Origin of the sequence: Polynucleobacter sp. UK-Mo-2m-Kol15, from assembly GCF_018881505.1 — a bacterium.
GTDB lineage: Bacteria > Pseudomonadota > Gammaproteobacteria > Burkholderiales > Burkholderiaceae > Polynucleobacter.
This window is the reverse complement of the sequence record NZ_JACVQC010000001.1, coordinates 225,123-238,305: the sequence shown is the minus strand read 5'-3', so window position 1 is coordinate 238,305 and position 13,183 is coordinate 225,123. Positions and strand designations below refer to the sequence as shown.

Sequence of the window (13,183 nt, the reverse complement as noted above, 5' to 3'; positions counted from 1 at the left end):
TAGGATTCCCATGACAATCAACACCAATGCACCTGAGTACGTAAAAAATCAAAAATTGATTCAATGGGTGGCAGACATTGCCGCCCTTACCAAGCCAGACAAGATTCGCTGGTGTGACGGCTCCCAGGCTGAATACGATGAGTTCTGTGACTTGCTGGTAGATGCAGGTGTATTCAAGCGCCTTAACCCAGCTAAGCGCAAAAACTCTTTCTTGGCCTTGTCTGACCCAGATGATGTTGCCCGCGTTGAAGACCGTACCTTTATCTGCTCTGAAAAAAAAGAAGATGCTGGACCAACCAACAATTGGGTTGAGCCAAGCGAAATGCGCGCTACTCTTCAGCCACTGTTTGATGGCTGCATGCGCGGCAGAACAATGTATGTAGTTCCATTCTCCATGGGCCCAATCGGCTCACCTATCGCCCACATTGGTGTTGAGCTATCTGACAGCCCTTATGTTGCAATCAATATGCGCTTGATGACCCGTATGGGCAAAGCGGTGATTGATCAGCTTGGAGCTTCTGGCGAATTTGTTCCTTGCATCCACACTGTTGGCAAGCCTTTGGCTGCTGGCGAAAAAGATGTTGCTTGGCCGAACAACAAAGCTAAGTACATCGTTCACTATCCAGAAACGCGCGAGATCTGGTCTTTTGGTTCTGGGTACGGCGGCAACGCATTGTTGGGCAAGAAGTGTTTTGCATTGCGTATCGCATCTAATATGGGGCGCGATCAAGGTTGGTTAGCTGAGCATATGTTGATCTTGGGAGTTACATCTCCCGAAGGCAAGAAATACCATATTGCTGCTGCATTCCCATCTGCCTGTGGAAAAACGAACTTCTCTATGATGATTCCCCCAAAGGGATTTGAGGGTTGGAAAGTGACTACTGTTGGTGACGATATTGCATGGATCAAGCCACGCAAAGACGCCATTACTGGCAAGACGCGCTTGTTCGCAATTAATCCGGAGTCTGGTTACTTCGGAGTTGCGCCAGGCACAAATCGTCAGACCAATCCAAACTGCCTGGATTCATTGAACCAGGATGTGATTTTCACTAACGTTGGTTTAACTGATGATGGTGATGTTTGGTGGGAGGGCTTAACGGATACACCCCCAGCACACTTAATCGATTGGCAGGGTAAGGATTGGACTCCTGCAGATGGCGCAGCTGGCCGAAATGCCGCGCATGCAAATTCACGCTTTACTGTTGCTGCAACAAACAACCCTGCTGTTGATCCTAGCTGGGATGATCCAGAGGGCGTTGCAATTGATGCGTTCCTGTTTGGCGGCCGCCGTTCAGATACCGTGCCATTGGTCAGCGAAGCGCGTGACTGGGTAGAAGGTGTTTACATGGCCGCAACAATGGGCTCTGAAACTACTGCGGCGATTACTGGTCAAGTTGGTGTTGTGCGTCGTGATCCATTTGCGATGATTGCATTTGCTGGTTACAACATGAGCGACTATTTCCAACACTGGTTAAATATCGGCAACAAGTTGGCTGCTGAGGGCGCAGTGTTGCCAAAGATCTATTGTGTGAATTGGTTCCGCAAAGATGAAAATGGTAAGTTTGTGTGGCCCGGCTTTGGCGAAAACATGCGCGTACTTTCTTGGATCTTAGGCCGCGCTGAAGGCACAGCTAAAGGCAAGGAAACTGTCTTTGGTATTTGCCCAGAGCATGCCGACATGCATTGGAGTGGTCTCGATTACTCAGTAGAAAAATTTGAGAAAGCCATTACTGTTGGTCTCGATGATTGGAAGAATGAACTCAAGCTCCATTCAGAATTGTTTGAGCATTTGGGTGAGCGTTTGCCTAAAGAGTTAATCGAAGTGCGTAGCAAAATTGAGAATCGCTTAAGCGCCTAGGCATCCCCTAGAAGTTTAAAAAGCCTTCCCAAAAATATTTTTACTGAATGACCTTACCCCAACACCATGAGATCGTGGTGATTGGGGCGGGCATAGCAGGCGCATGCATTGCCAATGAGTTGCTCAACCGTGGTCAAGCAGTTTGTATTGTCGATTCTGCATCTCACCCCGCTTCAGCATGTTCTAGCCATGCTTATGCCATAGCGCACCCTCATGTTGGTCGTGGCGCCCCCCGCTTATTGCGATTAACCCGCATTGCATTTTTGATGGCAGAAGCGCGTTGGGGCCAGGTTTGGAAACAACACGGTATTTTTCAGCCAAGCAAGAAAGATAAATCTTTTAATCGCGATGATGTCGCGGGCTACCTACAATCACTTAATCTAGATGAAGAGATGGCTCGAGCGCTCTCTGCAAAAGAGGCGCTGGAAGTCTGTGGGATTCATCAAGATGGCATTTGGCTTCCGCGGGGTGCATCACTCAATTTGTTTGAGGCAACACAAGATGCGTTAAAGCCACACCCAAAACTGATTTGCTGTTGGAATACCTCAGTAGCTCGACTGGAAAAAGTCGGCGGAGCTTGGGGCTTGTTTAATCTCCAAGATGATTTAATCATGACTGCCGATAAAGTCATTATTGCGGCAGCGCTAGAAACTAAAAAGTTAGTTGCGAGTATTGATGTCCGACTTCCCTTGAGGCCAGTGCGAGGACAGCTGAGTATTTTTTCTATTACCGCGAAAAATTCTTGGGCGGCGCGACTGCCACCTACGGCTATATCAGGCGATGGCTATTGTTTACCGGCCGAGAAACTGCCCGATGGAAATTATCGGTGGATAGTAGGCTCCAGTTTTGATGAGGGAGAATCCAACCTTCAAGATTGGGATTCAAGCGATGACTTTAATCGCAGTCAAGCAAAAGGCTTATTGAATTATGTAGAGGGTGATGTTAGCCAACTTCAAAAGATGGGAAGTTTCGTTGGCATACGCTGTGTTGCTGGCGATCGCCTACCGATCATTGGCGAGCTTACTCAACGCCCAGGGATATTTTTGGCAACAGCCTTGGGGTCGAGGGGCGCGCTTTGGTCAGCCTTGGCAGCCAAACTCATTAGCTCTCAAGTGCTAGAAGACGACTTAGCCTTGCTGACGCGCTTAGGCTTTGCTGCAGACTTGGTGGCCGCGCTAGCGCCCGCCCGCTTCTTTGCTGGCGCTTTTGCTTCAAATTCAAAACCAATTTTGCCATCTGGGCCCAAAGCAAGATAAGCCTTAAAGCCACGCCCTGTTCGGTTAGATTTAAAGTTGGTTAGCAAATCTGTTTTGCCTTCGGTAAGCAATTTCTGTACTTGCTCAGCAGAGATCTCTTGTTGCAAAACGACCTTGCCCGTCTTGAAATCACAAGACTTATCGGGGCCGGTATTTCTTTCGCACAAGTAACGCATGCCATCTTCGTATACTGCGCCTGAGCATTTAGGGCAAACCCCCAAAGCCTGGCGGCCAGTAAAGTCGATAGCTTCAGATTCATCTTCTTGAGTATTGCCAAAATCAAACTCAAGCTTAAAGCCTGCATTTGGATAATCTGCATCATCTTCAGGAATTTCACTTAACTTAATAATGGCGGCGAATGGCCTTCCCATCTTGCTGCGGAAACCTTGGAGTGGCCCAATCGTTTTTTCGCGAAGCAGTTCTTCTACTTCTGGATATTCAAACGCCCGCCCGCCCGGAGTTTTGCTGATGGTAAATCCACACTTCTCACAAGCAAAGCGACGATAGTTTTCTTTTACCGGACCCTTGCAGTGAGGACATGGTGTAGACATGGTGGCATAGTCACCAGGAATGGTATCACTGTCATATTCTTTTGCACGCTTGACGATGCGCTGGGTCATCTGAGCAATTTCTTGCATAAATGTATCGCGGTTCATCTCGCCACGCTCAATCAGAGAAAGCTTATTTTCCCAACTACCCGTAAGATCTGGTCGGGTTAATTCTTCAACATCCAGGCCGCGCAAGAGCGTCATTAATTGGAATGCCTTGGCAGTAGGAATGAGCTCACGAGCCTCTCTAACCATATATTTTTCTGCCAGCAGGCCTTCAATGATGGCTGCACGTGTTGCAGGTGTGCCCAAACCCTTTTCAGCCATCGCCTCACGCATCTCATCATCGTCCACCCATTTGCCCGCACTTTCCATGGCTGACAGCAATGTTGCTTCTGTATAGCGCGCTGGTGGTTTGGTTTTTAATGGGATGGCTGCAATAGTTTCATTTTGGACGGTTTCACCTTCTTGCACCGCTACCAATTCATCATCTGCTTGATTGGATCTACCATATACCGTTAGCCAACCTGGAGTGACCAGCACCCGACCTTCAGTTTTAAAGTGGTGCCCAGATACTTCGGTAATGCGGGTGGTGACTCGGAATTCAGCAGCGGGATAAAAAACCGCTAAGAAGCGACGAACCACTAAATCATAAAGTTTTTGTTCCGGCTCGCTCAGACTTTTTGGAGACTCTAATGTGGGGATGATCGCAAAGTGATCCGATATTTTTGAGTTATCAAAAATACGTTTGTTAGGTTTGATCCAACCAAAACCGGCCTTAGCTTTTGGATCCTTAGGGTCGCCCTGCAAAATTTGTTTAGCAAATAGTCGATATTCTTGTGAGTTCGCAGCCAGGTTTTCCATGGTTTGCTTTACGGTATCTAGATAATCTTCAGGCAGTGCCTTAGCATCCGTACGCGGATAGGTCAGCACTTTATGGCGCTCGTAAAGCGCCTGAGCTAGACCCAAAGTATTTTTAGCAGAAAAGCCGAAGCGTGCATTAGCCTCACGTTGCAAGCTGGTTAGATCAAATAGTTGAGGTGCGAGTTGAGTTGCAGGCTTGGCTTCTTCCTTTACGCTCGCTTTTTTATCACGACATGCAGCCACAATGCTTTGAGCAGCAGCTTCACTCCACAGGCGATTCTCACGAGCATCTGGGGCTGCGGTATCTTTCTTAAACTTAGGATCAAACCAGCGGCCTTCATATATGCCAGCCGCAGCAATAAATTCCGCCTTAACCTCCCAATAGTCTTTGGAGATAAATTTGCGAATCAGCTCTTCGCGCTCGACAACAATTGACAGTGTTGGTGTTTGTACTCGACCAACTGTTGTTAGGAAGAAGCCACCACTCTTGCTATTGAATGCTGTCATAGCGCGCGTGCCATTGATGCCAACGAGCCAGTCAGCTTCAGAGCGGCAACGCGCTGCGTCTGCCAGGGGTTGCATATCGCTATCACTGCGTAGAGAAGCAAACCCGTCTCTGATTGCTGCGGGGGTCATAGATTGCAGCCAGAGACGCTTAATCGCTTGCGGCGCTTTCGCATGCTGTGCAATCAAGCGAAAGATCAACTCACCTTCGCGTCCCGCGTCACATGCATTGATGAGCTCATTAATATCTTTACGTTTAATGAGTTTTTGTAATACCTTAAGCCGCGATTCAGTTTTAGCTATCGGACGTAAATCAAAATAGGGCGGCACAACTGGAAGATTCGCAAATGACCATTTTCCGCGTTTGACATCAAATTCTTCCGGGGCAGCAATTTCTAATAGATGGCCAACCGCAGAAGAGATAACAAAGTCATCGCTCTCGAAATACTCCTCATATTTAGTGAAGCCCCCCAAAGCTTTTGCAATGTCATTGGCTACAGAAGGTTTCTCCGCAATGATCAGCGCCTTGGGGTGATCAGTGGCCGAAGTCTTTGGGCTGCTTTTTTTGGTAGATACTTTAGTTGCCACGCTTTTTGCCTAAATTTGAGCTTCAAATGATGTTTTTAATGGGTGAAAACGGGTGACCAATTTAAACCAGATCTTGATCAGACCTTCCCCACATCCCTTTTTTATTATTAACCGATAAATTAACAAAAGTCCAAAAGCCTTATTTTTTAGTATTTAGAAAGACCCCACTAAAGGCCTAAATTATCTTAAAACAATGCTTTAAATGGCTTTAAATGCGGTTTTGACCATTTTGGCAGTTCTTCAAGAACATCTTTCGGCGATTGAACGAGTTTGGCTCCCTGCTGAATTAATTGGTGGCAGCCCCTAGAAAGGGGGTGGTGTATTGACCCAGGAATTGCAAAAATCTCGCGCCCAAGCTCGCTCCCTAGTCTGGCTGTAATCAGCGAGCCAGAGCGTTCCGCAGCCTCAATTACGAGAATTCCGAGGGCCAGGGCTGCAATGATGCGGTTTCTGCGAGGGAAATGACAGGCCTTTGGCCCCATTCCTGGCGCTAGCTCAGATACCAAGAGTCCAGTGCCACCAATCGACTGAGCCAGGGCAAGATGCTCTCTGGGGTAGACGATATCGAGCCCTGTTCCGCAGACTGCTAGGGTTGGATGGCTTTGATTTGGGCCAAGCGCTCCGAGGTGAGCTGCCCCATCTATGCCCCGTGCCAACCCAGAAATGACGAGATACCCCTCCGCAGATAGGGCTTGAGCAAAATCACTCGCATTCTTGATTCCTTCTGGGCTGGCAGCGCGTGAACCCACAATGGCAATCATGGGTAAGTTCAGCAGGCCAATATCTCCATATACATAGAGTGGATTTGGTGGGTCAAACAAATCCAATAGACGAACTGGGTAGCCAGGGGCGCTACGGCGTAGTTGAATAATATGAGGGCTTTTGAGGGTGTCCATAAAGTGATTGTCGGCATCGGGCGTGAGAGAACTATCGGGACAGTCTCATTACTCTGTTGGATAATTCCCATATGGCTTTACTAACCGTCCTTTGTTACCCAGATCCACGCCTACACAAAGTTGCTGAACCTGTGGCGCAGGTAGATGCACGCATCAAAAAAATTGTGGCGGACATGGCTGAGACTATGTACGACGCTCCTGGCGTTGGTTTAGCTGCAACTCAGGTGGACATTCATGAGCGAATCGTTGTGATTGATGTTTCAGACGACCAAGATCAGTTGATGGTGTTTATCAATCCTGAATTAGTTTGGGCAAGCCCAGAAAAAAAATCATGGCGTGAAGGCTGTCTTTCCGTGCCAGAGTATTACGATGAGGTTGACCGCCCGGCAGTGGTACGAGTTAAGGCGCTCGATATCAACGGGAAAGCGTTTGAAGTGGAGGCAGATGGCTTGCTATCAGTTTGTTTGCAGCATGAGATGGATCACCTACAGGGCAAGGTATTTGTTGAATACCTCTCGATGTTGAAGCGCGGTCGGATTTCTCTCAAAATGAAAAAGCGTGCAAAAGAATTAGTAGGCAAGCGCTAAGCGCCCAATGAAAATTGTCTTTGCTGGAACCCCGGAGTTTGCTGCACAGGCAATGCGTGCAATAGAAAAAGCTGGGCATCAAATTGTTCTAGCGCTTACTCAGCCAGATCGTCGTGCGGGTCGAGGTATGCATCTTCAGGCGAGTCCCGTAAAAGCGTTTGCGCAAGAGAAAGGCATTCCGGTACTACAGCCTGAAACGCTGAAGTTGGACCATACTGATTTACAGAAAAGAGATGCTGCGCAAGAAGCGCATCAATACTTATCTGCCATTGATTTTGATGCCATGGTAGTAGTTGCCTATGGACTAATCCTTCCCCAAGATATTCTTGATCTTGCCTCTCGAAATGATGGGCACGGTTGTTTTAATATTCACGCTTCCTTGCTGCCAAGATGGCGCGGCGCTGCACCGATACAGCGCGCTATAGAGAGCGGCGATGACAGGACTGGTGTCAGCATTATGCAGATGGATGTTGGCTTGGATACCGGCGATACCGTGCTGGTGGAGGATCTAACAATATCGGCAGATGAAACTAGTGCATCACTTCACGATCGTTTGGCTGTCTTGGGTGCAGAGCTAATGGTGAAGACCCTTAACGATTTGGACCGCGGCATTGTTATTACAAGAACCCCTCAGCCCAACCTAGGGCTTACCTATGCAGAGAAAATACTAAAGAATGAAGCGGAGATTGATTGGTATTTGAGTGCCGTCGAGATCGATCGACGTATTCGCGCTTTCAATCCATTTCCTGGATCTACCAGCAGCCTGCATGGTGAGCAATTCAAGTTTTGGAATTCTTGTTTGCCCAGTAAGATACAAACACCCCAAGATGCTCTCCCTGGGCAGGTGTTGGGCTTAAGTGACAATGGGCTTTATGTTCAGTGTGGCAAGGGTGTGATTGAGATCTTAGAAATGCAAAAGCCGGGTGGAAAAAAGATTTCTGCAGTTCAATGTATCTCTGGCAGCCTAAGTACACAATTTTCAATGAGGTTTGAAAAGCTCACAAACAAGCAAGGAGGCACCAATGTTTAATTTGGCGAAGACAGCGATTTTAATGGCGGCAATTACTGCATTGTTTATTGTGGTCGGCGGTATGTTAGGCGGTGAGCAGGGAATGTTTTTAGCTTTATTGATTGCAGTTGGAATGAACTTTTTTAGCTATTGGTTTTCAGATACGATGGTTTTGAAGATGACCAATGCGCAACAGGTAGATGAGCGCTCTGCCCCTCAGTTCTACGCCATGGTTAAAGAATTGGCCAATAAAGCGGGGCTACCTATGCCCAAAGTATTTTTGATTGAAGAGGATGCCCCAAATGCGTTTGCAACTGGTCGAAATCCTGAACATGCTTCCGTTGCAGCAACTACTGGCATTCTCAAAATCCTTTCGGCCCGTGAATTACGGGGCGTCATGGCACATGAGCTTGCACACGTTAGGCACCGAGATATCCTTATTTCTACCTTGGCCGCAACCATGGCCGGCGCTATTTCTGCATTAGCCAATCTCGCGATGTTTGCTGGCGGTCGAAATTCGGATGGCCGACAGGGCAATCCCCTGGCTTCATTGCTGGTAATGATTTTGGCCCCGCTGGCAGCTAGCCTAATTCAGATGAGCATATCCCGCGCCCGTGAATATGAGGCTGATCGTGGAGGCGCTGAAATTAGCGCCGATCCCGAGGCGCTTGCACAGGCACTCCAAAAAATTCATACCTATTCTCAAGGAACACCATTTCAAGCAATAGAGCGACATCCTGAAACAGCACAAATGATGATCATTAATCCGCTGACCGCAGGTGGGCTTTCACAGCTTTTCTCTACTCACCCTCCGATGGAGGAGCGGGTAGCTCGTTTAAACAGTATGGCTAAAAACGGGGTTTATCCCGGAGCGGAATAATTTGACTGACCAAAAAATAATACACAGTCTTCCGCTATCAGAGGCAATCACTATTTCCGCGCAAGCAATCGGCGAGGTGATGGTCGGCCGATCACTTACGGAGGTTTTGGATCAGCTAGACAATCATGAGCGGCCCATTGTTCAAAGTCTTACATTTGATGCTTTGCGAAAGTGGGTCAGATCACATGAGTTCATTCAGCAATTCATTCCAAAGACGCCACCCCCAGAGGTCGAGTATTTACTCAGCGTAGCGATTGCTTTATTTTTACACCGCGTTGCTGATGGCAAAGGCTATGCAGCGCATACGATTGTCGATCAGGCGGTAAAGGCTTGCAGTGAATATGAACCCACAATATATGCGAAGGGCTTGGTAAATGCTGTACTGCGCAAGGTTAGTCTCGCGGTTCAGGCAGAGATTGAAAAGCCTTATCCACCAGATCCTATTCCAATGTTCTTTCCGCCATGGTGGCGGGCTATTCTGAAGCGTAATTATTCGAAGTCTTGGCAAGCCATGTTGATTCAACAGGCCCAACGCGCGCCCTTGATTTTGCGAGTCAATAGTAAACAAAATACACGTAAGGAATACCAAGAATTACTGCATCAAGCGGGCATCGAAGCCGAACCTATAGACAGTGTTGCTGGGATCACGCTGGACTCCGCATTATTGTTGCGTCAACCAGTACCAGTATCAGATTTGCCGGGCTTTTATAGTGGGGCAGTTTCCGTTCAGGATGCGGGTGCACAAATTGCAGCAGTATTGCTTGATCCAAAACCGGGTGAGCGAATATTGGATGCTTGCGCAGCGCCTGGAGGAAAAACTGCTCATATATTGGAGTTGGCGCAATGCGAAATGATTGCCCTAGAGCTAGATGGCGAGCGCCTTGGAAAAATTGGTGGCAATCTAGATCGTTTACGACTTCATTCTGATGATGTCAATGTTGTCCGAGGTGATGCCTCAAAGGCAGCTTGGTGGGATAACAGGCCTTTCGACAAAATCCTTTTGGACGCCCCTTGTTCGGCTTCTGGCATTGTTGCGAGACATCCCGACATTCCTTTCTTACGTCGTGAAGCAGATATTAAGGCCTTACAACTCAGGCAGCGTGCTATTTTGGAGCAGGCCTGGAAGATGCTTAAGCTTGGCGGCACGCTTTTGTACGTAACTTGCTCAGTATTTCCGGAGGAGGGTGAGGAGCAGGCTATTTGGTTTGCTGCAGGGCATACGGATGCGTTACGATTAAGCGCCCCTGGACAAATTTTGCCCGCGGAACTAAATGATGGTTTTTACTACGCCTTGTTTAAGAAAAATGGTCTATGACCCAATGCATTAAACAATTCACGCTTTGTATTTTGATGCTGCTGAGCCTATTTTCAGCCTCAGTAAGTGCCGAGGGAATCAAGCTTAAATCTGCCGATCTTGAGCGGGCGGATAGTGATTGGCTTTTAAATGCCACATTTCAAATCGAATTAACCCCAGGGCTAGAGGATGCAGTTCAAAAAGGCGTGGTTTTATTTTTTCAAACCGAATTCGATTTAACGCGCTCGCGATGGTACTGGTTTGATGAGAAGCCTGTACTTGCTCAGCGATTAACGCGCTTGTCTTATCAGCCAATGACACAGCAGTATCGAATCGCCTCTGAAGGCTTCACCTTTTCTGCCAAGACAATGTTTGAAGCTTTACAGGCCGTAGGCAGTATTGGTGGCTGGAAAGTAATTGATAGCAACCAAGTTGATCAAAGCAAGTCTTACACAGCAGCATTAAGAATGACGCTAGATTTAAGCAAACTGCCAAAACCATTTCAAGTAAATGCATTAAATAATCGCGACTGGAATGTCACAAGTGATTGGGTGCGCATTACTTTTTTACCAAACGGTCCCAACCTGATTAAGCGATGAAAATATCTTTAGACTTCATTGGGTCGAATGCATTTGAGAAAGATGCCTGGAAAAGGCGCGCACTACCTACGGCGATGGCCGCGATTGGAGCATTTGCGCTTTTGCTCTTATTGCTGCTGTCTGTTGCAACATCAAACACCGAGTTTTTTGACAACTATTTTATTTGGCTCTATGCAGCAAATGTAATCGTTGGCATTTGCTTGACATTAGTCATTCTGACCTTGGTAGTTGTGATTGCCATCCGCTGGCGTAAAGGCCGATTTGGTACGCGCCTAGTTGCAAAACTAGCCATGATTTTTGCTTTGGTTGGCGTTGTCCCAGGGTTAATTCTGTATGGTGTTTCCTTGCAGTTTGTATCCCGAAGTATTGAAACCTGGTTTGATGTCCAAGTTGAATCAGCGCTAGATGCCGGCCTTGAGTTGGGGCGCGTTACCTTGCGTATCGCACAAGAAGAAATTTTGGCCGAGGGTAATTACATTGCGGAGCAAATCGTGCAAGTTCCTTCGGGCACCAACTCTGAGCAGGTTGCTGCCATGGTGATGAAGATCCGCAATCAGTTTGGTATTCAAGAGGTTAGCCTATTTAATGCACGAAATAATTTAATCTTTACTAGTGAAGCCCGACCCAAAAAATATTTACCTGCGCCTAGCGCAGATGTAGTTGCTGATGCCTTTAAAAATAAGGGCCTTACCTTTGTTGATCAAGTCGAAATGGATGATGGGAGTCGCGGCTATCGAGTCAGGGCAATTGTGCCAATTTCGCGCAAAAAACAGACCTCGAGCAAAGTCGATTTTGGCAAAGATATTGACGATAAATATTCTTTGCAGTTGGTGCGATTCATCCCCGGCCCTCTGGCTAAAAATATTATTGCGGTTGAGTCGGCCTATAGAGATTATCAAGAGAAGTCATTGGGTCGAACTGGCTTAAGAAAAATGTTTGTGGGCACGCTTACATTAACGCTATTTTTTGCATTATTTGTGGCAGTTACCTTAGCCTTAATTCTGGGGCGTCAGTTAGCCAGGCCCTTACTAATGTTGCTAAAGGGTACACAGGCTGTCGCCCAAGGAGATTTATCACCCAAGCCAGAGTTAGATACTGGTGACGAGCTGGGAATGTTGACACGTCAATTTAATGTAATGACGCGGCAGCTTGCTGATACACGCACATCCCTGCAAGAGTCCAAATCATTTTTAGAGACAGTTCTGGGCAACCTAACTGCCGGTGTTTGTATCTTTGATAAAAATTTCATCATGGTTTCTAGCAATGCTGGTGCTGATCGTATATTCGGGCAGGACTTAACGCAAATGGATGGCCACCCCCTCAGCAATAACCCAAGTCTGCTTGAGTTTGACGAGGCCATTAAAGAGGGTTTTGCAACTATGAAGCTAGCGGTTGGGGCAGATGGAAGTCAGGCGGATATAAATAAAGCGGCACCAGTTTGGCAAAAGCAGATTCAGCTGCATACTACGAATGAGTTTGAGAACGAGCCTGGCATTACCTTATTTATTCGTGGCACTGAGCTGACTCCAGACCTCCGTATGGTGGTTTTTGATGACATTACCGATGTCGTGAGCGCTCAACGCTCAATTGCTTGGAGTGAGGTGGCTAGGCGCTTAGCTCATGAGATTAAGAATCCGCTAACTCCCATTCAGCTCTCTGCTGAGAGATTACAGCATAAGTTGGCAGGTAAATTAAGTCCTGAGCATGAAGAAATGATGAATCGTAGTACCGAAACCATCATTGGGCAAGTGCAGGCCATGAAAGAAATGGTGAATGATTTTAGGGATTTCGCAAAGACGCCAAGCCCACAACTTAAATCGGTTTCTATTAATACTTTAATACAAGAGATCTTAGGTCTATATGAAGGAAGCCCCCTTAAAACCCAGCTTGATTTGAATTGCCCAAACATCATGGGTGATCCAACGCAAATTAGGCAAATTATTCATAATCTTTTGCAAAATGCGCAAGATGCTACCCTTGAGGGCAAGCATCAGTCTGATCCTGTTGAGGTAAAAACAGAATTAGTGCCCTATGGACAGCTCAACGGTATGTCACAAAATGCAGTGCGCTTGACAATAAGGGATAGCGGTTCGGGTTTTCCAGCTAAGATATTGGCAAGGGCTTTCGAGCCTTATGTGACAACTAAGACCAAGGGTACTGGTTTGGGCTTGGCAGTTGTGAAGAAAATAGTAGATGATCATGGTGCCAAAATTGAGGTTCGGAATCGCATGCATGGCGATGAAGTGATCGGCGCACAAGTATCAATTTTGTTTATGAATCTGGCAAAAGAGGCAGCATAA

General features: G+C 47.2%; 9 protein-coding genes and 1 pseudogene. 8 read left to right on the top strand and 2 right to left on the bottom strand.

Features of this window, described 5'->3' with window-relative positions; all coding sequences use genetic code 11:
- Positions 1-10 precede the first annotated feature (10 nt).
- On the top strand, positions 11-1,858 hold the full coding sequence (locus ICN43_RS01255) for a phosphoenolpyruvate carboxykinase (GTP) (protein WP_216196863.1): 1,848 nt from the start codon (positions 11-13) through the stop codon (positions 1,856-1,858).
- Positions 1,859-1,905: 47 nt separating this feature from the next.
- Positions 1,906-2,904 (top strand): annotated as a pseudogene (mnmC, locus tag ICN43_RS11130) (FAD-dependent 5-carboxymethylaminomethyl-2-thiouridine(34) oxidoreductase MnmC); the annotation flags it as partial.
- A 62-nt stretch (positions 2,905-2,966) separates the two neighbouring features.
- Here mnmC and ICN43_RS01250 read toward each other — a convergent pair.
- Positions 2,967-5,618, bottom strand: coding sequence for a DNA topoisomerase III (locus tag ICN43_RS01250; protein WP_216196862.1), 2,652 nt, complete (start codon positions 5,616-5,618; stop codon positions 2,967-2,969).
- Positions 5,619-5,803: 185 nt separating this feature from the next.
- A complete protein-coding gene (gene dprA / locus ICN43_RS01245; protein ID WP_216196861.1) occupies positions 5,804-6,514 on the bottom strand; it encodes a DNA-processing protein DprA in 711 nt (236 codons plus the stop codon).
- A 71-nt stretch (positions 6,515-6,585) separates the two neighbouring features.
- Between dprA and def the strand changes: the two genes are divergently transcribed.
- The 6 genes from def to ICN43_RS01215 are packed head-to-tail and all read left to right on the top strand — an operon-like array spanning position 6,586 to position 13,183.
- Complete coding sequence (def, locus tag ICN43_RS01240; RefSeq protein WP_216196860.1) at positions 6,586-7,101, top strand: peptide deformylase; 516 nt, start codon at positions 6,586-6,588, stop codon at positions 7,099-7,101.
- A 7-nt stretch (positions 7,102-7,108) separates the two neighbouring features.
- Positions 7,109-8,131, top strand: a complete 1,023-nt coding sequence (gene fmt, locus ICN43_RS01235) for a methionyl-tRNA formyltransferase (protein ID WP_216196859.1) — start codon at positions 7,109-7,111, stop codon at positions 8,129-8,131.
- Positions 8,124-8,990, top strand: a complete 867-nt coding sequence (htpX, locus tag ICN43_RS01230) for a zinc metalloprotease HtpX (protein ID WP_216196858.1) — start codon at positions 8,124-8,126, stop codon at positions 8,988-8,990. The genes fmt and htpX overlap by 8 nt, the downstream gene beginning before the upstream one ends.
- A gap of 1 nt (position 8,991) precedes the next feature.
- Entirely contained in the window at positions 8,992-10,305 is a 1,314-nt protein-coding gene (rsmB, locus tag ICN43_RS01225; protein WP_216196857.1) for a 16S rRNA (cytosine(967)-C(5))-methyltransferase RsmB, read from the top strand.
- Positions 10,302-10,883 (top strand): DUF4390 domain-containing protein, encoded by a 582-nt coding sequence (locus ICN43_RS01220; protein WP_255533374.1) that lies wholly within the window; start codon positions 10,302-10,304, stop codon positions 10,881-10,883. Before rsmB ends, ICN43_RS01220 begins: the two co-directional genes overlap by 4 nt.
- On the top strand, positions 10,880-13,183 hold the full coding sequence (locus tag ICN43_RS01215) for an ATP-binding protein (protein WP_216196856.1): 2,304 nt from the start codon (positions 10,880-10,882) through the stop codon (positions 13,181-13,183). Before ICN43_RS01220 ends, ICN43_RS01215 begins: the two co-directional genes overlap by 4 nt.